This is a genomic window from Polynucleobacter bastaniensis, from assembly GCF_018882205.1.
GTDB classification, from domain to species: Bacteria; Pseudomonadota; Gammaproteobacteria; order Burkholderiales; family Burkholderiaceae; genus Polynucleobacter; species Polynucleobacter bastaniensis.
The window spans coordinates 83,813-105,028 of the sequence record NZ_JACVOU010000002.1 but is presented as its reverse complement, the minus strand read 5'-3'; the positions used below and the strand labels follow the sequence as shown (position 1 = coordinate 105,028).

At 44.9% G+C, this 21,216-nt stretch carries 28 protein-coding genes; 5 read left to right on the top strand and 23 right to left on the bottom strand.

Going from position 1 to position 21,216, the window contains the following annotated elements; genetic code table 11:
• Position 1: 1 nt before the first annotated feature.
• The 7 genes from ICN22_RS03610 to ICN22_RS03580 all read right to left on the bottom strand — a co-directional run bounded on the left by ICN22_RS03610 (position 2) and on the right by ICN22_RS03580 (position 4,907).
• Entirely contained in the window at positions 2 to 982 is a 981-nt protein-coding gene (locus ICN22_RS03610) for a quinone oxidoreductase family protein (RefSeq protein ID WP_216168933.1), read from the bottom strand.
• A 28-nt stretch (positions 983 to 1,010) separates the two neighbouring features.
• Positions 1,011 to 1,463, bottom strand: a complete 453-nt coding sequence (locus ICN22_RS03605; protein ID WP_216168932.1) for a DUF2452 domain-containing protein — start codon at positions 1,461 to 1,463, stop codon at positions 1,011 to 1,013.
• An 87-nt stretch (positions 1,464 to 1,550) separates the two neighbouring features.
• Positions 1,551 to 3,077 carry a cryptochrome/photolyase family protein gene (locus ICN22_RS03600; RefSeq protein ID WP_216168931.1) on the bottom strand — a complete coding sequence of 509 codons (1,527 nt, stop codon included), beginning with the start codon at positions 3,075 to 3,077 and terminating at the stop codon, positions 1,551 to 1,553.
• Positions 3,078 to 3,117: 40 nt separating this feature from the next.
• Positions 3,118 to 3,672, bottom strand: coding sequence for a DUF3833 domain-containing protein (locus ICN22_RS03595; protein WP_216168930.1), 555 nt, complete (start codon positions 3,670 to 3,672; stop codon positions 3,118 to 3,120).
• On the bottom strand, positions 3,672 to 4,229 hold the full coding sequence (locus ICN22_RS03590; protein WP_255533823.1) for a chalcone isomerase family protein: 558 nt from the start codon (positions 4,227 to 4,229) through the stop codon (positions 3,672 to 3,674). Before ICN22_RS03590 ends, ICN22_RS03595 begins: the two co-directional genes overlap by 1 nt.
• Positions 4,230 to 4,236: 7 nt before the next feature.
• Entirely contained in the window at positions 4,237 to 4,632 is a 396-nt protein-coding gene (locus ICN22_RS03585) for a thiol-disulfide oxidoreductase DCC family protein (protein WP_216168929.1), read from the bottom strand.
• 5 nt (positions 4,633 to 4,637) lie between these two features.
• Positions 4,638 to 4,907: a TIGR03643 family protein gene (locus ICN22_RS03580; RefSeq protein ID WP_215305008.1), complete on the bottom strand. Its 270-nt coding sequence runs from the start codon at positions 4,905 to 4,907 to the stop codon at positions 4,638 to 4,640.
• Between the two features lie 71 nt (positions 4,908 to 4,978).
• Here ICN22_RS03580 and ICN22_RS03575 point away from each other — a divergent pair, with 71 nt between their 5' ends.
• The 3 genes from ICN22_RS03575 to ICN22_RS03565 are packed head-to-tail and all read left to right on the top strand — an operon-like array spanning position 4,979 to position 6,700.
• Positions 4,979 to 5,674 (top strand): SDR family NAD(P)-dependent oxidoreductase, encoded by a 696-nt coding sequence (locus tag ICN22_RS03575; protein ID WP_216168928.1) that lies wholly within the window; start codon positions 4,979 to 4,981, stop codon positions 5,672 to 5,674.
• Positions 5,675 to 5,681: 7 nt separating this feature from the next.
• Entirely contained in the window at positions 5,682 to 6,263 is a 582-nt protein-coding gene (locus tag ICN22_RS03570) for a histidine phosphatase family protein (protein ID WP_216863475.1), read from the top strand.
• 56 nt (positions 6,264 to 6,319) lie between these two features.
• Positions 6,320 to 6,700 (top strand): DUF2237 family protein, encoded by a 381-nt coding sequence (locus ICN22_RS03565; RefSeq protein ID WP_216168927.1) that lies wholly within the window; start codon positions 6,320 to 6,322, stop codon positions 6,698 to 6,700.
• Positions 6,701 to 6,704: 4 nt separating this feature from the next.
• On the opposite strand, the gene ICN22_RS03560 is transcribed toward ICN22_RS03565, so the two are convergent.
• Together ICN22_RS03560 and ICN22_RS03555 are read right to left on the bottom strand one after the other, a co-directional pair.
• Entirely contained in the window at positions 6,705 to 7,961 is a 1,257-nt protein-coding gene (locus ICN22_RS03560; RefSeq protein WP_216168926.1) for a DASH family cryptochrome, read from the bottom strand.
• A complete protein-coding gene (locus tag ICN22_RS03555; protein ID WP_216168925.1) occupies positions 7,958 to 8,155 on the bottom strand; it encodes a DUF2256 domain-containing protein in 198 nt (65 codons plus the stop codon). The genes ICN22_RS03560 and ICN22_RS03555 overlap by 4 nt, the downstream gene beginning before the upstream one ends.
• A 61-nt stretch (positions 8,156 to 8,216) precedes the next feature.
• On the opposite strand from ICN22_RS03555, the gene ICN22_RS03550 reads away from it, so the two are divergent.
• Complete coding sequence (locus ICN22_RS03550; RefSeq protein WP_216169332.1) at positions 8,217 to 9,125, top strand: histone deacetylase family protein; 909 nt, start codon at positions 8,217 to 8,219, stop codon at positions 9,123 to 9,125.
• A 70-nt stretch (positions 9,126 to 9,195) separates the two neighbouring features.
• On the opposite strand, the gene ICN22_RS03545 is transcribed toward ICN22_RS03550, so the two are convergent.
• From ICN22_RS03545 to ICN22_RS03500, 10 genes are all read right to left on the bottom strand, one after another.
• On the bottom strand, positions 9,196 to 9,480 hold the full coding sequence (locus ICN22_RS03545) for a cupin domain-containing protein (RefSeq protein WP_216168924.1): 285 nt from the start codon (positions 9,478 to 9,480) through the stop codon (positions 9,196 to 9,198).
• A 10-nt stretch (positions 9,481 to 9,490) separates the two neighbouring features.
• The gene (locus ICN22_RS03540; protein WP_216168923.1) at positions 9,491 to 9,883 is read right to left on the bottom strand and encodes a VOC family protein; all 393 of its coding nucleotides are present in this window, start codon (positions 9,881 to 9,883) and stop codon (positions 9,491 to 9,493) included.
• Between the two features lie 14 nt (positions 9,884 to 9,897).
• On the bottom strand, positions 9,898 to 10,881 hold the full coding sequence (locus tag ICN22_RS03535; RefSeq protein ID WP_216168922.1) for a Bug family tripartite tricarboxylate transporter substrate binding protein: 984 nt from the start codon (positions 10,879 to 10,881) through the stop codon (positions 9,898 to 9,900).
• A 29-nt stretch (positions 10,882 to 10,910) separates the two neighbouring features.
• Positions 10,911 to 11,837, bottom strand: coding sequence for a hydroxymethylglutaryl-CoA lyase (locus tag ICN22_RS03530; RefSeq protein WP_216168921.1), 927 nt, complete (start codon positions 11,835 to 11,837; stop codon positions 10,911 to 10,913).
• A 29-nt stretch (positions 11,838 to 11,866) separates the two neighbouring features.
• Positions 11,867 to 13,060 carry a CaiB/BaiF CoA transferase family protein gene (locus ICN22_RS03525; RefSeq protein WP_216168920.1) on the bottom strand — a complete coding sequence of 398 codons (1,194 nt, stop codon included), beginning with the start codon at positions 13,058 to 13,060 and terminating at the stop codon, positions 11,867 to 11,869.
• Positions 13,061 to 13,142: 82 nt separating this feature from the next.
• Positions 13,143 to 14,444, bottom strand: coding sequence for a lipase family protein (locus tag ICN22_RS03520; RefSeq protein ID WP_216168919.1), 1,302 nt, complete (start codon positions 14,442 to 14,444; stop codon positions 13,143 to 13,145).
• Positions 14,445 to 14,464: 20 nt separating this feature from the next.
• Entirely contained in the window at positions 14,465 to 15,118 is a 654-nt protein-coding gene (locus tag ICN22_RS03515; RefSeq protein WP_216168918.1) for a cupin domain-containing protein, read from the bottom strand.
• Positions 15,119 to 15,185: 67 nt separating this feature from the next.
• Positions 15,186 to 15,827, bottom strand: coding sequence for a 3-isopropylmalate dehydratase small subunit (leuD, locus tag ICN22_RS03510; protein WP_216168917.1), 642 nt, complete (start codon positions 15,825 to 15,827; stop codon positions 15,186 to 15,188).
• On the bottom strand, positions 15,820 to 17,241 hold the full coding sequence (leuC, locus tag ICN22_RS03505) for a 3-isopropylmalate dehydratase large subunit (protein WP_216168916.1): 1,422 nt from the start codon (positions 17,239 to 17,241) through the stop codon (positions 15,820 to 15,822). The genes leuD and leuC overlap by 8 nt, the downstream gene beginning before the upstream one ends.
• Positions 17,241 to 18,140 (bottom strand): alpha/beta fold hydrolase, encoded by a 900-nt coding sequence (locus ICN22_RS03500; protein ID WP_216168915.1) that lies wholly within the window; start codon positions 18,138 to 18,140, stop codon positions 17,241 to 17,243. The genes leuC and ICN22_RS03500 overlap by 1 nt, the downstream gene beginning before the upstream one ends.
• Before the next feature lie 199 nt (positions 18,141 to 18,339).
• Here ICN22_RS03500 and ICN22_RS03495 point away from each other — a divergent pair, with 199 nt between their 5' ends.
• Complete coding sequence (locus ICN22_RS03495; RefSeq protein WP_216168914.1) at positions 18,340 to 18,996, top strand: DsbA family oxidoreductase; 657 nt, start codon at positions 18,340 to 18,342, stop codon at positions 18,994 to 18,996.
• 313 nt (positions 18,997 to 19,309) lie between these two features.
• Here ICN22_RS03495 and ICN22_RS03490 read toward each other — a convergent pair whose 3' ends face one another.
• From ICN22_RS03490 to ICN22_RS03475, 4 genes are all read right to left on the bottom strand, one after another.
• Positions 19,310 to 19,675, bottom strand: coding sequence for a sirohydrochlorin chelatase (locus ICN22_RS03490; protein ID WP_216168913.1), 366 nt, complete (start codon positions 19,673 to 19,675; stop codon positions 19,310 to 19,312).
• Position 19,676: 1 nt separating this feature from the next.
• Positions 19,677 to 20,108 carry a PAS domain-containing protein gene (locus ICN22_RS03485; protein WP_216168912.1) on the bottom strand — a complete coding sequence of 144 codons (432 nt, stop codon included), beginning with the start codon at positions 20,106 to 20,108 and terminating at the stop codon, positions 19,677 to 19,679.
• 3 nt (positions 20,109 to 20,111) lie between these two features.
• Complete coding sequence (locus ICN22_RS11180; RefSeq protein ID WP_216169331.1) at positions 20,112 to 20,258, bottom strand: cyanase; 147 nt, start codon at positions 20,256 to 20,258, stop codon at positions 20,112 to 20,114.
• A gap of 64 nt (positions 20,259 to 20,322) precedes the next feature.
• Positions 20,323 to 21,183: an ABC transporter ATP-binding protein gene (locus ICN22_RS03475; RefSeq protein WP_216168911.1), complete on the bottom strand. Its 861-nt coding sequence runs from the start codon at positions 21,181 to 21,183 to the stop codon at positions 20,323 to 20,325.
• Between the last annotated feature and the right edge of the window lie 33 nt (positions 21,184 to 21,216).

The window sequence follows — 21,216 nt, the reverse complement described above, 5'->3', positions numbered from 1 at the left end:
TTTACGGGGTAATGACGATCGCGCCCGAAACTTTTCTGCCTTCTGCAGCTTTATGAGCTTCAACAGCCTGCTCGAGCTTAAACTTGGCGCCAATCTGCACTTTCACACGACCTTGTGCAATCGCATCAAATACTGCGCGAGCATTTTCTTGTAGCAACTCGGGAGTGGCGTTGTGCGGGAATACGGAGGGTCTAGTTAAGAAGAGGCAACCTTTCTTATTCAGAATCTCTGGCTGAATCTCAGGAGCAGGTCCAGAGGCGGCGCCAAATAAAGCCACCATGCCAAATGGTGCGGCACAATCAAGTGATCCCAAGAAAGTAGTCTTGGCAACCGAGTCATAAACCACATTCGCTTTACGACCGCCTGTTGCCTTCATAAACTCTTCGACCCAATTGGGTTTTGAGTAGTCCACTACAGCATCACAGCCTGCTTCTTTTGCTGCAGCAAACTTGGCTTCAGATCCTACGGTACCCACTACAAAGGCACCCAAAGATTTTGCCCATCCCGATAGAATTTGACCAACACCGCCGGCGGCAGCATGAACTAAGACGACATCCCCAGATTTCACCTTATAGGTTTTTTGAACTAAATATTGGGCAGTCATGGCCTTGAAAAACACAGCAGCAGCAGTTTCATCAGATACATTGTCTGGCACTGAAACCAACTTATCGACTGCAACATTGCGCGCACTGGCATAAGCACCAATACCAGCATTCATGTAGGCCACACGATCGCCTAGCTTGAATCGAGTAACACCTTCACCAAGCGCCTCAACCACACCCACTGCCTCATGACCCAAGCCAGTTGGTAATTCCAAAGGATAATAACCAGAGCGCTGGTACACATCAATAAAGTTAAAACCAATAGCAGTTTGACGAAGTTGCACTTCGCCTTTACCTGGAGCTGGAAGCTCTTTATCGATTAATTGAATCACATCGGCGTTGCCGAGTTCTGAAAGACTAACAATTCGAGCAGTTGTCACAAGTCACCTTATTATTTTTATAAAAAAATTATCTTACTGCAACAGAGGAAGAGACAGTCTCTTCCTCCTCAACGATAGCCCAGGTACTATCCCCAAGCTTTTTGACAGCCATCGAATAAGTCCAGGCATCCGGAATACCGCAACTCCATTGATCAGGTCCATTCTGAATCAATACATTTGTGCCAATGCGGCTATCAAAGTAGAGATGGTAGGTTTTTCCATGGAGGGGATTAAAACTAAATTTGGCACTATGAACCATTTCTGTGGCATCCAAACGAGCCTGAAGAGACCGCGCCTGCTTCATTAATACTTCAGCTTGCTCCATGATGCGATCGTACTCAAGCTTTGCGTTCTGGCGTGCGACATTGACTGCCTTGTCTTTTTCTTCCAAGACCTTAATCGGTGCAAATACAGGCGCACCCACTTCCATGGGATATTCAATGCCAGCGTGTCGCGCTGGATCAGTATCTTCAATTCTCATAACTTTTTAACCTGCTGATTTATATGGTTAAAGTGTGACACAAATTCACAAAATGCGTTTTTTCCAGCTATAAATAGGGCAAGACTCTTACAGGGAGTTTAAATCCCCTAAAAGGCCTTTGGCATGGAGCATGATTGCCTGCTGATCGGTATCGCTAATACGGGATAGGTTGGCAGTCATCAGCCGAGTACGCGGGCTTGCCTCAAATTGGGTGCGATGCTTAATGAGGAAGTTCCAATAGAGGGTAGTCATCGGGCAGGCGCCCTCCCCAAATCGAATATCAGGCTTGTATTGGCAGGAGCCGCAATAGTTACTCATTCTCTTAATATAGGCGCCACTGGCAATGTAAGGTTTGCTAGTAAAGCGGCCGCCACTGGCAAATAAGGCCATGCCCGCTGTATTGGGCAACTCCACCCACTCAATCGCATCAATATAGACGGCCAAATACCAATCACAAACCTCTTTTGGCAAGATTTCTGCGAGCAATGCAAAGTTGCCAGTCACCATCAAGCGTTGAATATGGTGGGCATATCCATACTCCAACGTTTGGCCTATCGCCTGCTGCATACACTTCATCTTGGTGTTGCCAGTCCAATACCAGGAAGGCAATGCATTTTGATGATCATAAAAATTATCTAAAGCCATTTGAGGCATATCAAGGTAGTACATGCCTCGTACGAATTCTCGCCAACCTAGGATTTGACGAATAAATCCCTCTACAGTAGCAAGATCTAAATCGTCTTTCTTCCATGCCTTGAGGACAGCAGCAATCACCTCTCTAGGATTGAGCAGCTTTAAGTTCATCGAGCTGGAGAGTAAGGAGTGCCAACCAAAAGGTGTATCCGTCCACATCGCATCTTCATGAATACCAAAAGTCACTAAGCGATGCTCCACAAAGCCTTTAAGTGCCTGCAAAGCTTGTGCGCGTGTGACTGGCCACTGAAAGTGTTCCAAAGATCCAGGATGTTCGGGGAAATTTTTCTCAACCAGCGCAATGACTTCTTGAGTAATGTCATCGGGCTCAAATAACTCCGGCGGCGGAATTAAGCCTGGTCCTTTTTTCGGAAACGGCTTGCGATTGTCTCGATCGAAATTCCACTGACCACCTTCCGGATTACCCTCTTTATCAACCAAGATATTGTGAGTCTTACGCATCAGTCGGTAGAAATACTCCAAACGCAATTCTTTCTTGCCAGCAACCCAATTCTCAAACTCATGGCGTGAGCAATAGAAATGGGGATCTTCTTGCATTTCTAATTCGATGCTTAATTCAGTTGTCAAATTCTCTATTTCGCACTTGAGTCGATACTCTCCCGGCTCAAGACATAGCAAGTGTGTAAATTTTTTCTTGGAAATCAACTCTCGTAGCGTATCGCCAATTGACTTTGGAGACTGCTGAATGTAGATCAGCGGTACACCCTGCTCTTCCAGTTGCCCAGCAAAATGCCGCATCGCCGATAAGAACAAAACGATTTTGGCCTTATGCGACCAAACATACTGAGCCTCATCGATAGACTCAATCATGACGACTTGCTCAGTCTTGGGATTCAGGTTTTTTAATATCGGGCTATCGATATCAAGTTGGTCACCCAGAATGAGAACAAGCTTTTTCAATTCAAATCTTTCAAAGAGATGCTCAATATTAGGAGAGGAGTTAGCGCTTATAAAAACTGAGAGTCACTTCACCCAGATTAATACCAAATTTGCTCATTTGCGCCTTATTAATCATTACCTTAGGTGTGACTAAGTACATCCAGTCATTAAATTGCACATGGTAGATGGAGTTATCCACGGGCAGCGCCAAGGTGTAAGCCCAGTTCAATGCATTACCAGCGGATTCTCCTAAAGCCTCGCCAATGACATCATCTGCAGTACCTATGTATTTGCCTGGAGCTGTTTCAACCAAAGTCCAAATGCGCTTTTGCTTTGTACCATCGGAGTACTCAAAGCTCTCATCCAAAATACCCGTCTTTTTACCATTCACAACTGACCACTTAGCAACCAATAAAACAGTAAAGCGTTTTTTAACTTCACCATTACGATCGGTAAAGATGCCATACGCATCAATCGTGCCGTTGAAGTACTCACTTAGATCAAGCTTGGGTGTTTCTTGTGCGTATTGATTGACTGAGGGTGAGGAGCAACCTGATAGGCCAAATACAATCAAACAAATTGCTAGATACTTTTTAACGAAATAGGTTTTAGACATTAACAGGCTCCAGTGATTAGTGGGGGTGGGCATCCGTTGCCCAATAATTCAGATCTCAGCTTAGGTACGCTCGTTTTGGAATCAAGCCAAATCCCAAAGAATGCCTTTGAAAAATCTGCCCCCGGAAATTGAGCAATTTTCTTACCGTCATAAAAAAAAGTAGTGCCTTGTTTTGGTGAGTAGACTCCAGTGAGCGTTTGTCCGGGCTCTATATTGGGCAAAACTGCAGCAAGCTCTTTTCCCCAAATAGCGGACTGCGCTTCAGGCACACCAATCTGCTTCATTTCATCAGCAGTACGGCTTGCGATGGTCGCCCCAGAAAATGATTTTTGATATTTAATATCCAAGGCAAATTCGGCAGAATCCTTGCCCGCAGGGCGATACAGAGTCGCGTCATAAACATGAAAACCCCAAAAGTTCAGGCGGCCAGTACCCTGAGGCTGCACTTGATTAATGACGCCCTCAATATGTGCCAAGCCCTTAGCCGATACAGTACTACTCAGCAGGGCTAAAGACAGCCATAGGGCGGTACTAGTTTGTAGAATTATTTTCATCATCGCCCCTTTATTTATGTTTACGAGTTACATTCACCAACCATAAAGCGGATGGTCCAAATAGACTTGAAATAGCATGTCGGTTCTTGGCAAAAAAACGGTAAGCCCAGGTCAACGTAGGGCGCAGGCTTGGTCGAGAAAACAACCAAGCTAACTTCGGTAAATTCGCTCTCGCATAGGCGGCCGAGAAAACCTCCACACCATTAATCAGTTCACCATCGTCATACTGAGCGTACATTGAATCTAAGGCCTGTTGGCAAGATATGCCAAGCTCATCAGCGTTGTAACGATTTGAGTTGACATCTACAAAGCTGAGTAAACCTGCTTGATTGCGGTCAGACAAAAACAAAATCTCCGCCTGACAAAGAGGACAAAGGCCATCGTAGAACATAGTGAGTTTCTTCATGGCTGTTACTTCTGCTTGTATTGCATCGAGCAATAGGCGCGGGTTACCAACTTGCTTCTTAAGGCGACATGCTTGGTTGCCCTACCAGTTACCCGCTGACGCCATAGATTAAATGAGCCCCTCTTGAGCTCTTTGCGCATCAGCGCAATCACTTGTGGCTCGGATAGTCCAAAATGTTGCTCAATCGCATCAAATGGCGTGCGATCTTCCCATGCCATCTCGATCACGCGCGAGAGATCAGCAGCAGAGAGTGCTTGAGTTATCTTGGTTCCCATCAAGCAAGTTTAAGACTTATTCAATAAACTAGCTGAGCCCGCTTTCACCCGACACTTGAGCCTCTTTATTTATGCCACTAGTTCCGCAACCCTTTCGTGCTTTGATTATTGGATCCTCTGGAAGCATTGGAGCGGCATTTATGGAGTTATTAGAAGCCTCCCCTAATTGTGAGCTTGTTTGCGGCCTAAATCGCAACTCGGCGCAGCCAATCAATTACCAAGATCTCGCTACGATTGAAGCTGCTGCTGCAAGTCTTATTCAGAGGGGTCCTTTTCAGCTCATCATCAATACGATTGGTGTACTACATTCTGAGCACTGGATGCCTGAAAAGAAATTGGATGATCTCAACGCCGAACAGTTACAGATATTGATGCAGACCAATGCCATTGGCCCTGGACTAACAATCAAGCATTTCTCCAAATTACTCGACCCAGCGGGATCCGTAATGGCAACCCTCTCCGCTAAAGTAGGTAGCATTGAGGACAATCGTTTGGGGGGCTGGTTTAGCTATCGCGCTTCTAAGGCGGCCCTGAATATGCTGATCAAAACAGCCTCCATTGAATTTGCCAGAACCAAACCCAATACGGCCTTAGTGGCCCTGCATCCGGGAACAGTAAACTCCCGTTTATCTAAGCCCTTTAAGGGCGAGCAGATAGGTAGACCTGCTTTAGATGCGGCAAGCGATATGCTTACGGTATTGCTCTCACTTCAAAAAACTGATTCAGGTAGTTTCCTGAGTTACTCCGGAGAAAAGTTACCTTGGTAACCCAATCATGATGATCAAACTTTTACCCCCATTACTTGCTGTAATAGCGACCCTCATTGGAGCTCAAGGTAGCGCTCTCGCCCAAACCGAGTTGGCCAGCGCAATGCAAGATGGTCAGCACGTCTTACTCATGCGGCATGCCGATGCACCAGGGTATGGAGACCCTAGAGGCTATCAATTAAATCAGTGTTCCACCCAACGCAATCTGGGTGAAGCAGGCAAGCGCCAGGCTCAGCTGACTGGCGAGTGGCTAGCCAAGCAGGGCATTAGCAAAGCGCAGGTCTATAGCAGTCCTTGGTGTCGTTGCTTTGATACGGCAATTCTTCTGAATAAGGGTGCCGTTACCAAAGAGGCAGCATTGGGTTCTTTTTTCGACGATATGAGTCAGGCCAAAAAACAAACTGATGATTTAGCCAAGCTAATTCAGGATGAGCGTATCAAATATCCTAAAGCGCCAATCATCATGGTGACCCACCATGTCAATATCCAATCCTTTACCGGCAAGGTTGTTAATTCAGGGGATATGGTTTTGGTAAAAGTAAATTCATCTGGTCAAGCTTTGTCCCATAAGCTCTACCCTAGCCCGTAGCTTGATGCATCAATCAATCCATCACTCGTCAATACATCACCACTTAAAGAACATTCATGTCTACTGAACTACCCCTCAATGTTTTAGGTCAACCCCTGGTTGCCTGCTCATTTGAACCGCTCACTGGATTTTTTAGAGATGGTTGCTGCAAAACCAATGAACAAGATCTTGGTAGTCACTTAGTCTGCGCGATTGTGAGCAATGACTTTCTGCAATTTAGCCTCAAACGTGGCAACGATCTCATTACCCCACGTCCTGAATATCAGTTCCCAGGACTGATTGCTGGAGATCAGTGGTGCCTTTGTTTGAACCGCTGGATTGAGGCTTTAGAAGCCAACTGTGCACCTAGGATTAAGTTAGAGAGCACGCACATCAAAGCTTTAGAGAAAGTCTCGCTAGAGGTACTAGAACAATATGCGGCAGTAGAGCAGTTATAAAACCCTATTGGGGTGAGAGCCAAAGTTTGCGGTAGATTTCTTTTGGATCATGGTCTTGAGTTTGCTTGGCTACATTAAAAGGTCTACCACCCCTAGGATCCGTTCCGCGCCCGGCAATATAAAGCCAATTTCCTTGATTGCTATAGACGTCATAATCAATTAGCTGAGACTCAAACCACGCTGCGCCTGCACGCCAATCACCTTTCATATCGTATATCCAATAACTAGCCACAATCTGGCGCATACGGTTCGAGAGATAACCACTCTGCTGCAACTCGCGCATACCTGCATCAACTAAAGCAGTGCCCGTGGTGCCCGTGCGCCATTGTTCAAAGCTGGGTACATAAGATGGTTTTACGGGTACCTCAGTTAAACCACTGGCGCGATACAACTTCTGACCATACTTGAAATGAATAAAACGGAAGTAGTCACGCCAAAGTAATTCAAACCAAAGCCAATAGGTCCCATCATTGGCGCCAAAGTGGTTTTCATACTCATTGATTTGCGCTGCGATATCTCTTGCTGAAATACAACCCAAAGCCAACCATGCTGAAAACTTGCTGGAGTAATCTCTACCAATAAGTTGATTCCGAGTCTCCTTATAACTATCAGGAAGGCGTCGCTCTAGATATTGACTGAGGTGTGCTTGTGCGGCAGTAGCGCCTCCTAAAAAGAAAGGATGGCCCTCAGATTGAGAACTACAGGAGGATGCTGAGCTCTGAGCTAAGGCTGCCGGCAACATCGGAATCTGCTGAGGCGCATTGATGGGCTGAGCGAACTTGAGTTGTGCCCGCTCTACTTCACGACGAAATGCCGTAAATACATCGGGCATTTTTTCCAAGGCGAATGGAAAGTCTTGTGGATCCAACATACTCGATTGCCAAAACTCTTCAACATCAACACCCTGTTCTTGCATTATTCGGACTTGTTCAATTTCTTCAGGAGCTTCGATTTGCTCGCAATAGATTGCTGTTGCAGCAGTATCTTTCACTAGCTGCGGTAATACTTCTACTGACTTGCCGGATAGCTCCAATAGATCTGAACCTTGAGCTTGAAGCTGAGCCTTTAAATCATCTAAGGATGCCCTTAAAAAAGTCTGCCGATACGATCCCTGTCGCTCAAAGCCATAAACCTTCTCCTGCTCTTTTGAATCGTGCACATAAACCGGCAAGAGCTTGTCAGCTTTTAAGCATGCTTGAGTAAAGGCAGGATTATCTGCCAAACGCAAATCATTTCGAAACCAATAGACGATGACTGTCACTTATTCTTTCCACTAGTGCTGGCTGCGGTGTTTGTAGTTTTTTTAGAGCGGCAAGCATCAGAGCAGTACTTCACCTCATCCCAGTTTTTAGCCCAGGACTTACGCCAAGTCATTTCTTTGCCGCAGACCACACAAGTCTTACTAGGCAGAAATGATTTGTTTCCTTTAAAACCCAATTTTTCAGCTCGAGCCATACTTACCTATTCGAAAACGAATAGACTATTCAACACATTCAAGAACCAAGAAAAAGACTAGATCGCATTGAAAGCCTTTTATACCGACCACTATGTTTTACCACTTCCGCCGGGACACCGCTTTCCGATGGAAAAGTACAGCCGGCTTCGTGATTTAGTGAGCAAGCTAATAGGGCTAGAGCTAGTAGAGGCTCCCGCCATCTCTGATACTCAGATTCTGTATGCACATGATCCTAGCTATCTCATCAAAATCCTCTCAGGTAATTTGAGCCCTCAAGAGCAGCAAGAGATTGGCTTTCCTTGGAGTGAGCTCATGGTGGAGCGCTCACGTCGCTCTGCTGGTGCCACCCTTGCCGCTGCGAAGGCGGCACTTAATGAGGGCCTAGCAGCCAATCTCGCCGGCGGTACGCATCATGCTTACCGCGATAAAGGGAGCGGTTTCTGCGTCTTTAATGACTCTGCTATTGCCGCTCGATCACTCCAGAAAGAAATTAATCCACACCTGAAGATTGCAATCATTGATCTGGACGTTCATCAAGGCAATGGCACAGCCTCTATCCTAGAAAATGATTCCTCTATCTTTACCCTCTCAATCCACGGGGAAAATAACTTCCCCTTTACCAAAGAGCGTAGCGATCTTGATGTTGGTCTACCAGACGAAACAGGAGACGCTGCCTATTTAGAAACGCTTCATCAAAGCCTAGAAATAGTAGATACGCGCTTTAAGCCCAACTGCATTATTTACTTAGCTGGAGCTGATCCCCACGAGGGGGATCGCTTAGGCAAACTCAGCCTGACTCAAGAGGGAATACGGCAGCGAGATGAGGCTGTTTTTCAGTATGGCTTAGATCGCCAAATTCCAATTGCCTTTAGCATGGCGGGCGGATATGGCAAAGAAATTCAGTCAACTGTGGACATTCATTTTCAGACCATCCAAACTGCACTTCAGTTTCAACAGCAATACGGTTGAATGACCCTCATAGAAAAACTATATGCCGGTGGGCCACTTAGAGGTCTAGACAATCAACGCTCGATAACGATCAATTATCTTCAGATCCATCTTTCCTACTTGCCAAGTATTGAACGCCATTACTTCCATAGCGCTCAGTATGAACTTGATTTGCTGACAGGTGAAACACATCCCCAGAAACATATACTGTTCTCACGCCATCAACCACTAAGTCAATTTGCCCAGAAACCACTAAGGCCTTGACCTCGAAGGGATGCGTATGATCATCCAGAAATCCGTCCGCCTCTCGCTCTACAAGGGTTGGCTCCGGAAATCCCTCCAAAACTAGCATGCTCAGAAATTGCTCTTTAGTCATATTAGAAGGCTCAAATAAGTTCACTGATTTCAATGAGATTTTGATCGGGGTCGCGCACATATACCGAGTTAATCTTTGAGGTAGCACCAGTCCGGATGATTGGCCCCTCAATAATGGGCCAACCTTCTTGATTCAGCTTTTCAATTACTTGCACTAGAGATCTATCAGCAATAAAACATAAATCCAATGAACCTGGCGTCGGAATATCTGCCTTAGGCTCAAATTCCTTGCCCTTGATGTGTAAATTAATCTTCTGATTGCCAAACTTAAATGCCTTGCGTTCAACTGGTGGCGTTCCACCAATAAAGCTCTCTAATTTCATTCCTAAAACTCGGGTATAAAAGTCCACGCATGCACTCTCATTGGCAGTAGTTAATACGAGGTGGTCTAAATGATCGATCATCTAATTCAAGCCTATCAATCAGCTTCAATTCTGGCGGTCTTAACCACCGAAGTCCATCTGATATTTTCAGTCTTAATAAACTCATCTAACTGCTTGGGGTTCATATAAACAGCCTCAGCACCCATCTCCAATGCTTTTTGTTTGAATGCCGGCTCAGCCATTACCTTAGCGATTTCAGTTGTCAGTTGATTCACAATAGATGCGGGCGTATTGATTGGGGCAAAAACTGCGAACCATGATGTCGCATCTAGTTTTGGTAATCCTGCTTCAACAGCTGTAGGAACATCAGGCAAACTCTGCAAACGCTTCTTGCCAGTTGTTGCTAATGCACGTAGCTTACCAGTTTGAATGTGAGGAATAAATGGCGGAGGCGTTCCAAATGTCAAATCAACCTGGCCACCCAATAAATCAGCTAATGCTGGCCCGGTACCTTTGTAAGGAATATGAGTCATTTTGATGCCGGCCTGCTGCTCTAACATCGCACCAGTAACATGCTGCAAGGAGCCATTGCCTGAGGATGCATAATTCAACTTTCCAGGATTAGCTTTTGCATAGGCGATTAACTCATTCATCGTCTTAAATGGCAGGTCTGCACGCACCACCACAATTTGTGGTGCTGAGATCACATTTGCTACAGGCTTAAAATCTTTGAGCTCCCATGGCAATGGATTTTTGCTAACCAATGGGGTAATCACGTGATAGCCAGAATACTGAACTAATAAAGTGTAGCCGTCAGGATCGGCCTTCTTAACAGCAGCAGCAATCGCACCAGATGCTCCCGCTTTGTTTTCAACCACAATCGTTTGGCCAAAAGCAGTCCCAAGAGGTAAAGCCAGCACTCTGGCCGTGAAATCTGTCGTACCACCTGGAGCAGAAGAGGCAATAAATGTAATCGGACGATTCGGATACTTACCAGAATCCTGGCCGTAACTAGAAACAGCTGCTTGACTTAACAAAATCAAGGCCAAATATTTGATCCAGGAAGAATAGATATGCATTGAACTAACTTTCAATTTAAGTAAATCAATTAATGTAAATCTTCTACATAAGCTGGGGCTGGATGTAAAGTGCAGCTACTACCAGCCTTGGCAACTTGTCCCGGCACAGGATGTCCAACAATCAAGGGAAGCTCACGAGCCAGACTTATTAGTTTAGGGATATTGATACCCGTATCGTATCCCATGGCATCGAGCATATGAATAGCGTCTTCACTGGAGATATTGCCGCTAGCTCCTGGTGCATAAGGACAACCTCCCAATCCACCTAAGGAACCATCAAACCGAGTGATGCCGGACTGCACTGCAGCAAGCACATTTGCCAAGCCCATTCCACGGGTATTGTGAAAATGAAAGGTTAACTGCAAGTTGCCAAACTGTTTTTGCAAATCCTCTGCCATTTTTGCAACCTGAGCAGGATGTGCCATTCCAGTGGTGTCGCAAATAGTGACGCCACGTACACCTAGGTCTGCAAATCGTTGAACAAAACCTTCTACTACGCTTTGCGGTACATCGCCCTCCATGGGGCAACCAAAAGCAGTTGAAAGCGAAACATTGATGGGAGTTCTGCCATCTACATACCGGATCACTTCAGTCAATCCAGCAAAGCTTTTTTCTCGGCCCATTCGCAAATTAGCTAAGTTATGGGTTTCAGAAGTCGACATGACCAGATTAAATTCATCTGCGCGAGATTCAAAAGCACGCTCGGCACCACGTAGATTGGGAACTAGGACTGTGTATTCAACACCGGGTACACGCTTAATTTTGCCCATAACCTCTTCTGCATCGCGCAGCATTGGAATCGCTTTAGGCGAGGTAAATGAGGTCACTTCAATCTTGGCAAATCCACATTGGCTTAGTGCATCTACCAACTTAACCTTGTCATCCGTAGGAATGAAATTGGGCTCAATCTGAAATCCATCCCTAGTAACAACATCATTGAAATAAATTCTAGTCATAAGATTAGTTCGTTTGCTTAAGTGGTTGATTATTTAGTAAAGGCAATACCGCGCTCTTTTAAGGATGCTACCTGAGCCTCTGTTAAACCAATACTTTGTAAAATTTCATCGGTATTTTCTCCAATATCTGGAGCTAGAGTTTTAATTGATCCTGGGGTACGCGAAAGCTTCGGTAGCACGCTTGGAACCTCTAATTTAGTCCCATCATGCATCTGAATACTCTCGATATTGCCACGGGCTTTGTAATGGGGGTCGCTGACGATATCAGCGACGGTATATATTTTCCCCGCAGGAACGGCCACCGTATTGAGCAGATCTAGAGCTTGGTCAGTCGTCATTGTTTGGGCCCAATCACCAATCACTTCATCCAATTGCGCAACCCGCGCTACCCTACCGTCATTATTTTCAAGTGTTGGATCATTTGCTAAATCTGCTCGACCAATCAGATTCATCAGGCGCTTAAAGATGCTATCGCCGTTACCAGCAACCAACACATAGCCGCCGTCAGCACAAAGATAGGCGTTGCTTGGGGCAATGCCAGGCAAGGCACTTCCACCAGCTTGCCGCACCTCTCCAAAAGCACTGTATTCAGGCACCAAGCTTTCCATACAATTGAAGACCGCCTCATATAAAGCAATGTCAATGATTTGGCCTTTGCCACTCTGGTGACGCTCTTGAAGCGCTAATAAGATTCCGATCACACCATGTAATGATGCCAAGGTATCACCAATGCTAATACCAACGCGAACAGGCACCCGTCCAGGTTCCGCAGTTAAATGTCGCAAGCCACCCATTGCCTCGGCAACCACACCAAATCCTGGCTTATCTCGATAAGGTCCAGTTTGGCCATAACCACTAATTCTCAACACAATCAGCTTAGGATTGAGCTCAAGTAATTTCTCTGGATCCAGCCCCCAACCTTCTAGAGTGCCTGGTCGAAAATTTTCGATCAGCACGTCTGCTTCTTTGACTAGGGTGCGAACAATTTCTTGAGCTTCTGCCTGCTTTAAATCCAATGATAGAGAGCGTTTATTGCGCGACTGAACCTGCCACCAGACTGAGGTACCCTCTTTGAGCAAACGCCATTTACGTAGAGCATCACCAACTTTTGGCGGCTCAATCTTGATGACATCAGCACCAAAATCTCCCAGCGTTTTAGCGGCAAATGGTCCAGCGATTAACTGGCCCATTTCAATTACTTTTAATTTAGCTAATGGCTCCATATTTATCTTTAAAAAAATGATTCTCTATCTTATAGTGTTATTTTAATAAATAGAGTTCAGCATCTTGGAAGTTAACGCCGCTCTAATTTGCTGGACATCCATTAGCTAATTGCTTTCCAGCAATACGATCTTTAATCCAAGTCAGATACATAGGAGCTGAGACACCGGGAGTGCTAAAGTGGGTTTGCTCTCCTGGCAACTGGACTCTCTGTATGTTTGCACCCATAGCGCACATCTGCTTTTGATACAGCTCATGCTCAATTGGGGGAACTGCAGTGTCTTTAGTGCCCCAGTAAATAACAACTGGTACAACAGGCTTAACTGGCTGCACACTGCCATCAATTAAGGCTTTTACCCAGGCTAAGGAGTTGCTAGCCTGAGGCTTCAACAAAGACTTGTACTTGTCTCCATAGGCGTAATTAAAAGAATCCGCCATTACATGGACGCACTTATTGCTAGCTAATTTATCCACAAACTGTGCGCCCTCATCAGTCAGGATATCTGTCAACTTGAGATGTGGGTATGCGGCTTGAGCACCCCAAAGACCCATCACATAGTGAGCGAATAAAAATACATTCGGGACATTGGCCTGAGTAAATTCATTCATCAACTTATTCGCGCCAAGCTCATCAGTCGGTGGGTTACGGAGCATAGCTGCTTGATCATCTGGTGCCAAGCCAACAAACCCAAGATATTGAAGATTGTCTGCGGCAGTGCCTTGAAGGGCTTGGTAATCAAGCAAACTTGCAGCTGCCAGAATTGCTCCGCCACCCTGTGACCAACCATAAGCAATCGCCTTCTTACCAGCGCCAGGCTCTTTCATTGAGCTTGCTGCTCTTACAGAATTAATAACATCTCTGCCATTGGTCCCCGCAATCGCATATTGATGTTTACCGCCGCCGCCTAGCCCTTGATAATCTGTGGCAACAATCACATAACCTTCCTTAATGAATTGCTCAACATTCGGAATGCCGTAGTCGGTCCAAGAGTTGCCATCCGCCAAGAAATATTCATTCAAAGGCGAGGTTGGATCAACAACCTGGGATGGGCCACAATTTTGAGCCGAGCCTGTGGTGCCGTGCGCCCAGGCCAAAATAGGTCTTCCTTCTTTTGGGGCAGCTCCCAGAGGAGCAATAATGACCCCCGTAGTAATAGTCTTGCGCTCAGCTACATCAGATGAAATGTAAGCAATTCTCCATGCTTGCGCGCCCTTCACTGATGTTTTAATTTTCTCTTGCTTTACGATTTGCCCTAATTTTCCTGCGGGGCTCATTTTTGTGACAGCTTCATAAAAAGGCGGAAGTGGTGGAGCCGCTTGAACGCACAAGGGAGTTAAACCAATAAAAAATAGGGCTGATAAAAATACCTTAAATACATTTTTCATAAAAAATCCCGTAAATACAATTAATCTAATAAATGCCCAGTCTTAACAAATATAGTGCATCCTTCTTTACTGAAAGGCTGATGGAAGCTTAGATGAGGGCTTCTGATCCATGAGCCAGCCGGATAGCGCCCATGCTCATCCTCAAATACACCATCCACCACAAAGATTTCTTCACCACCATAGTGCTTATGTGGGTTGAAATAGGTTTGGGGAGCCCATCGAACCAAAGTGGAGCCATTGCCCTGCCGCATGAGAGGCATTACATGAAGACCAGGAACCATCCCTTGATGCCAAGGCGCTGATTTTGTATCAACGAGCTCTCGCTCCACCTGCTCAACTCCAAGATGTCGTAGTTTCACAAAAAGAGTGCAACCCATTTGACTATAAGGGGCATGAGAGGATCCAGGGGGATTCATGATGTAGGTGCCAGCCGGATAGTCTCCAGTTTCATCGCTCAATACCCCATCAAGCACTAATATCTCCTCACCAAATTCATGAGTGTGCGTTGGAAAATGAGCATTAGGTAAATAACGAACGATCGAGCTTGCCTTTGCAATTTCATCGCCAACACGATCCAGCATGCGTCTCTCAATACCCGCCTCAGGGCTAGGAACCCAAGGTAAATCATGATGATTAATCACGACTCTCTTGCTGTAATCAGAGTTGATATTCATTTATTACATTCAGATATTTCAAATGATATAAAGCATAGCAAGCAATTGAATCTGACGCTGAGTAAACTCAATTTAATCTATCCATAGTTTTTCTTGCAACATCCTTTACCCAGGGTTGCTCATTCCAGTGCTCTTGGGCAAAGGCATCAATTTCTTTTTTGTGCTTTAAGGTAAGGCCAATCACATCCAAACCTTCCAAGAACATACGGCGATGCCTTGCTGACATGACAAATGTGAACTCATGATGGGTAGTGCGAACCTTTAGGTTCTCAATATCAATATCTAGGCTTATTGGTACACCCTTATCATCAGCCTCTTTCATTAAGGCTTGCACTTGTTTTTCAGGTAGAACAACCAACAATAAGCCGTTACCCATTGCATTGGAGTAGAAAATCTCCGCAAAGCTAGAGGCAATGACCGCTTTAAATCCAAACTGCTGCATCCCCCAAACAGCATGTTCACGACTAGAGCCACAGCCATAGTTTGAGCCTGCGATCAAAACATCCGTTTTTGCATAAGCAGGCTGGTTTAAAAAGAAGTTTTGCTTTGGCTCTCCATGCTCATCAAAACGCAGATCATAAAATAAGCCCTGTGCTAAGCCAGACTTATCGATACCACGCAAAAACTGCTTTGGCATCACCTGATCAGTATCAAAATTAGCAATATGCAAGGCGGCGGCGTGCCCATGAATTTTAGATAGCTTATGCATTTGCAGCTCCTTGTAACTTACGTACATCCGTAATCTTGCCCGTAACTGCGGCAGCAGCTGCCATCGCAGGACTCATCAAGTGGGTAATTGCACCTCTACCTTGACGACCTTCAAAGTTACGATTAGTTGTGGAGGCGCAGCGTGTGCCAGAAGTTAAAACATCATCATTCATGGCAAGACACATAGAGCAACCAGGCTTACGCCATTCAAAACCAGCGGCAATAAGCTTATCGGCAATTCCCTCTTGTTCCGCTTGAGCTTTGACAGCGCCAGAGCCAGGCACCACCATCGCTCGAACACCGGGGGCTACTTTTCGATCACCGATTGCGGTAAGCACGTTCCGTAAGTCCTCGATACGCCCATTGGTGCAAGAGCCTATAAAGACGTGGTCAATTGGTGTGCCCTCTAGTGCTTGACCATCAGATAGCTTGGTATATCTCAATGCTTGTTCAAGACTCAATTTATCAATTGGATCTTGAATGGAATCCTTTGTTGGAATAGCGGCGTTAATAGCAATCGCTTGATCTGGGCTAGTTCCCCAAGTGACAAAGGGCGCCATATCGCTTGCATCGAATTCATATGCTTTTTCAAACTGTGCATCTGCGTCTGAATATAAACTTGCCCAATGCACTAATGCACGGTCTTTAATCTCACCAGTAATATCAGGGCATCTTGCTAATACGTAATCAATGGCTGTTTTATCTGGTGCAATTAAAGCTCCTCGGGCACCTGCCTCCACTGCCATATTGCATAAAGTAAAGCGCGCCTCTGTACTCAAATCTATTAGTGCGGATCCACTGAACTCCACTACGTAGCCAATTGCACCCTTAGCACCAATCTGACTAATGATGTTCAATATCATGTCTTTAGAGGTGGTGCCAACTGGCAATGTGCCATTGATCTTGATATGCATATTTTTAGCTAAGCGATATACCAAAGTTTGGGTAGCTAGAACATGCTCAACTTCGGATGTGCCAATACCAAAACCTAAGGCTCCTAAGGCTCCGTAGGTAGTGGTGTGACTATCACCACAAATGATCACCATACCTGGACGCACCATGCCATGCTCTGGCGATACGACATGCTCAATACCTTGTAATGGATGATTGGTATCAAATAAAGGAATATTGTGCTTCACACAATTTTTCTTCAGGTTGAGGGCCTGCAATGAAGAGGCTGGATCAGCAATCTTTCTAGGCATTTCATGATGGGTAGGAATGATATGGCTCACAACAGCGATATTCTGCCCCGGCATAAGCACTTCACGATCTTTTTCATCCAGACCTGAAAATGCTTGTGGACTAGTGTATTCATTCATCAGATGTAAATCGCAGAAGAGCAGCACGTTCTCCTCATCTAACTTCAATACCGTATGAGAATCCACTAATTTTTGATACAGAGTTCTAGTACTCATCAACTATCTCGATTTAAAAATGTTGTGACTTTTTCCAGCAAAATCTCTGGTGCCTCCTCTGGAAGATAGTGCCCGCAAGGCAAGGTCTCACCAACCACACTTTGACATATTGCCTGCCACTCTTGGAGGGGCTTGAAGCATTTATCAACCACTCCGTCTGCACCCCAAAGCACCATTGTTGGCATCTCCAACTTCCTGCCAGCTGCAATATCCTCACGATCGTGAATTAGATCAATTCCAGCTGCAGCACGGTAATCCTCACACATCCCATGTGCTGCTCCAGGCAAGGCAATGCAGCGCATGTATTCGGCCAAAGCTCTAGGGTCAAAGGGTTTTAGTCCGGCATGACGCCTACCCATTAAATCTCGAATATAAGCCGCAGGATCCGCTTCAATGAGCCGCTCTGGCAGAGGCGAAGGCTGTATTAAAAAGAACCAATGCCAATAGGCTTTTGCAAACGCATCATTGGTTTTTTCATACATAGAGAGAGTAGGCGCAATATCGAGCATGATCAAGCTTCCAACTGAGGCGGCATGATCCATCGCTAAACGATGTGCGACTCGCGCACCGCGATCATGCGCCAGCACACCAAAACGATTAAATCCAAGCTGCTGCATGACTTCCACCTGATCCTGCGCCATCACCCTCTTTGAATAATTACTATGGTCACTTGTACCCTCTGGTTTAGAAGAGTCCCCGTAACCCCGCAGGTCCGTCATGACTAATGTGTGCTTTTTCATGAGCTCTGGCGCAACCTTATGCCAAATGGCATGGGTTTGGGGATGTCCATGCAGGAGCAATAGCGGTGAGCCAGTCCCACCTACATGGCCAGCAATTTGAATCCCATTGACTTCAAAAACACGCGCCTGAAAGCCAGGAAATAATGCATCTGATGACATAAGTACCATTCGTATATTGATTTGATCTACAGTAATACTAAGCTGATTTGTGTGGGCTTTTAATTTAATGTAATACAAAAAAGCCAACCCTTAAGTCAGCATTAATGTTACAAGTGAGGCCACTAGGGGGCAACTCTAGCACCACAGTCAAAAGTGAATATTTCAATCGCAATAACTTGGCTTCTGTAGAATAAAGCGCATGAAGCCAACAATCAAAATTGATTTTGTATCCGATGTTGCTTGCCCTTGGTGTGCCGTAGGCTTAGGCAATCTCAATCAGGCAATTGCCCAATTAAGTGACAAAGCAAATTTTGAGGTTCATTTTCGACCCTTTGAGCTCAACCCTAAGATGCCCTTGGGTGGCCAGGATGCCATTGAGCATCTCACCGAAAAATATGGTTTAACTGTAGAACAGGTCCAAGCCAACCAAGCAAATATTCGGGCCAAGGCGCTAGAGGCAGGCTTTGAGTTTCATCCAGAAGGTCGGAAAAGGGTTTACAACACCTTTGATGCTCATCGTCTTTTATATTGGGCTAGCAAAGAATATGACCTACAAAAACAGGCTAAGCTCAAAAAAGAATTACTCAATACTTACTTTTGCCTCGCAGTGAATTTAGATAAGCAAGAAAATTTAATAGATGCAGTACTACGTTCTGGACTTGATAAAGATAGAGCCCAAGAGATACTCAATGGCAAAGAGTTTACAAACGAAGTGCGAGAAGAGGAAGCAACTTACACAGGCGCTGGTATCAGCTCAGTCCCATCCATCATTCTTAATGGGGAATACCTCTTGCAAGGAGCCCAAGCTCCTGAGTCATTCGTAAATGCATTTGAGCAAATCCTTCAAAAGGAATAAAAAAACAAAACCCCCACCATTGCTGATGAGGGTTTGCTTTTCTGGTGGGCCCACCAGGACTTGAACCTGGGACCAAAGGATTATGAGAGCAGACATCCAAAGAAAACCACTAGGATTTCAAGAGGTTACAGCGTCTCATTATCGGTGTGTGAGTATTTGTGTGACTAGATTAACTAGATCACAACAAATACTCGCCCTCTCTTTGGTTTTCAAAACCACATGATTTTTGGAGCAACCATCTAACACTTCGTTGCTCCAAAGAATTTTTTGGTGAATGAGCGTTACTTTAAGTAACGCTTACGCTGCCCGTGTATTAACGTAATGAATTTTCGCTGTAGTTAATTATCGCCTGGAGAACAAGCAGATTCTCCCCTACTGCAGGTGTCGCATTTAGAGAAATATCTGAAAACTCAATCCGACATTCTTCCAAAATTCTAGGGAAGTCATTACGCAAGTGGCTCCCTTGTCCAAAAAATACTGGGATAACAGTAATGTCTTTAATACCTTGTGCAACAATTTTTTGAATAGCACCAGATAAAGAAGGCTGCATCAACTCTAAGAAAGCGAGCTCTACAGGAGTATTAGGATTCTGCACTTGCCACAAGGCAGCAAGACGATCAAAAGGCTCGCGCCAACGTAAATCACGTGCACCATGCCCGAAAAAAATGATAGCTTTCATATCAAACCTGATTGCTTTTCTCAAGAGTTGCTAATTTTTCTTTGAGCTTACGCTCTTCTTGAAATCGCTCTGTTTCATCTCGTATGATCGCTGCAATAGCAATAGGCTGATTCTGATTATCAAAAATCATCGTGACTGAAAAAGCAATTGAAACAGATCTGCCATCCTTATGAATTGCTGGAACTCGTAGCAAAGTATTGCCATACTTCGTTTTACCAGTCTCCATCGTATGAAAGTAGCCCTTAGAATGGCGCTCCCTAAAACGCTCAGGAGTAATAATGCTGAGTGTTTTTCCAAGGGCCTCATTTGGGGTATAGCCAAAAATACGCTCAGCAGATGCATTCCAGAACAAGATATTTTCATCTCGATCAGAAATAATCACTGCTTCACCAATGTGACTTATGAGCGCTTTAAAATCGATGGGAATCAGCATTAGTTATTTCCTGGTTAAGTGACTTACATCTAAGAATAACGCAAGAAAAACTACCTCAACACAATCACTTTTTAGATAAGACTCAGTCTGTACATTTATTGAGAGCTCGATAGCACTAATAATGCCATGACTAAACTCCTCGTTCTTCAGTTCTTGTAAGAAATAATTTGCAACTAGGCCATTTTCTTATCAGTCAAATTTTTCTATTAAATTATTACGTAACAGGTGTATCTATACCTGGCAATATGATAAGCGGCTTATAACCATCTAATTTACCCTGAGCACCTTTTATCTGTAAATCCTTTGAGCGATTGACTAAAAAATCAACTAGGTGATTTCGCATGGGGTAATACATTGGGTCATGATGTAAATTAGCTCGCTTTCTTCCTTTGGGTAAGGTATTGATTACGATTTCTGCAATACGAGCATTCGGACCATTACTCATCAACATGATTTTGTCTGAGAGCAGGATTGCCTCATCTACATCATGCGTAATCATGAAGACAGTTTGCTTAGTTTTGCTACAAATTTTGAGCAGCTCATCCTGAATCACTCCACGTGTGAGAGCATCTAATGCGCCAAATGGCTCATCTAACAAAAGCATTTTTGGCTCAATAGCAAATGCTCGTGCAATACCTACCCTCTGCTTCATGCCACCAGATAATTCTGAAGGCTTCTTATTTTCAGCGTTGACCAAACCTACCATCTCTAGATATTTTTTAGAGTGCTCAGTGATTTGTACTTTTGACCAGTCGGGATACTTTGACTTGACAGCGAAAGCAACGTTTTGAAGAGCTGTCATCCAAGGCATTAATGCGTGCCCTTGGAAAACAACGCCACGCTCTAAACCAGGGCCTTGAATGCGCTTTCCAAGCATGATTGAATCGCCAGTAGTTGCCTCTTCAAGACCTGCTAATACATTCAGGATAGTAGTTTTGCCACAGCCTGAATGGCCGATGATGCAAACAAACTCTCCGCGCTCAATTTCAAAATCGATACCCTCAAATACTGGCGGTGCGTCAGCTTTATATGACTTACCAAGGTTTGAGACTTTGAGAAAAGTATTTTTAGTCATCACACAAAAGATGGCGCAGAGTATGAAATAGGA

Excerpts from the sequence above, each read along its gene's own strand:
- ICN22_RS03530 (WP_216168921.1), bottom strand. The coding sequence starts at position 11,837 with ATGACTAGAATTTATTTCAATGATGTTGTTACTAGGGATGGATTTCAG.
- ICN22_RS03485 (WP_216168912.1), bottom strand. The coding sequence starts at position 20,108 with ATGCTGATTCCCATCGATTTTAAAGCGCTCATAAGTCACATTGGTGAA.
- ICN22_RS03525 (WP_216168920.1), bottom strand. The coding sequence starts at position 13,060 with ATGGAGCCATTAGCTAAATTAAAAGTAATTGAAATGGGCCAGTTAATC.
- ICN22_RS03590 (WP_255533823.1), bottom strand. The coding sequence starts at position 4,229 with ATGATGAAAATAATTCTACAAACTAGTACCGCCCTATGGCTGTCTTTA.
- ICN22_RS03585 (WP_216168929.1), bottom strand. The coding sequence starts at position 4,632 with ATGAAGAAACTCACTATGTTCTACGATGGCCTTTGTCCTCTTTGTCAG.
- ICN22_RS03565 (WP_216168927.1), top strand. The coding sequence starts at position 6,320 with ATGTCTACTGAACTACCCCTCAATGTTTTAGGTCAACCCCTGGTTGCC.
- ICN22_RS03520 (WP_216168919.1), bottom strand. The coding sequence starts at position 14,444 with ATGAAAAATGTATTTAAGGTATTTTTATCAGCCCTATTTTTTATTGGT.
- ICN22_RS03515 (WP_216168918.1), bottom strand. The coding sequence starts at position 15,118 with ATGAATATCAACTCTGATTACAGCAAGAGAGTCGTGATTAATCATCAT.
- ICN22_RS03495 (WP_216168914.1), top strand. The coding sequence starts at position 18,340 with ATGAAGCCAACAATCAAAATTGATTTTGTATCCGATGTTGCTTGCCCT.
- leuD (WP_216168917.1), bottom strand. The coding sequence starts at position 15,827 with ATGCATAAGCTATCTAAAATTCATGGGCACGCCGCCGCCTTGCATATT.
- ICN22_RS03535 (WP_216168922.1), bottom strand. The coding sequence starts at position 10,881 with ATGCATATCTATTCTTCCTGGATCAAATATTTGGCCTTGATTTTGTTA.
- ICN22_RS03500 (WP_216168915.1), bottom strand. The coding sequence starts at position 18,140 with ATGTCATCAGATGCATTATTTCCTGGCTTTCAGGCGCGTGTTTTTGAA.
- ICN22_RS03570 (WP_216863475.1), top strand. The coding sequence starts at position 5,682 with ATGATGATCAAACTTTTACCCCCATTACTTGCTGTAATAGCGACCCTC.
- ICN22_RS03545 (WP_216168924.1), bottom strand. The coding sequence starts at position 9,480 with ATGACTAAAGAGCAATTTCTGAGCATGCTAGTTTTGGAGGGATTTCCG.
- leuC (WP_216168916.1), bottom strand. The coding sequence starts at position 17,241 with ATGAGTACTAGAACTCTGTATCAAAAATTAGTGGATTCTCATACGGTA.
- ICN22_RS03540 (WP_216168923.1), bottom strand. The coding sequence starts at position 9,883 with ATGATCGATCATTTAGACCACCTCGTATTAACTACTGCCAATGAGAGT.
- ICN22_RS03475 (WP_216168911.1), bottom strand. The coding sequence starts at position 21,183 with ATGACTAAAAATACTTTTCTCAAAGTCTCAAACCTTGGTAAGTCATAT.
- ICN22_RS03580 (WP_215305008.1), bottom strand. The coding sequence starts at position 4,907 with ATGGGAACCAAGATAACTCAAGCACTCTCTGCTGCTGATCTCTCGCGC.
- ICN22_RS03595 (WP_216168930.1), bottom strand. The coding sequence starts at position 3,672 with ATGTCTAAAACCTATTTCGTTAAAAAGTATCTAGCAATTTGTTTGATT.
- ICN22_RS03490 (WP_216168913.1), bottom strand. The coding sequence starts at position 19,675 with ATGAAAGCTATCATTTTTTTCGGGCATGGTGCACGTGATTTACGTTGG.
- ICN22_RS03575 (WP_216168928.1), top strand. The coding sequence starts at position 4,979 with ATGCCACTAGTTCCGCAACCCTTTCGTGCTTTGATTATTGGATCCTCT.
- ICN22_RS03555 (WP_216168925.1), bottom strand. The coding sequence starts at position 8,155 with ATGGCTCGAGCTGAAAAATTGGGTTTTAAAGGAAACAAATCATTTCTG.
- ICN22_RS03605 (WP_216168932.1), bottom strand. The coding sequence starts at position 1,463 with ATGAGAATTGAAGATACTGATCCAGCGCGACACGCTGGCATTGAATAT.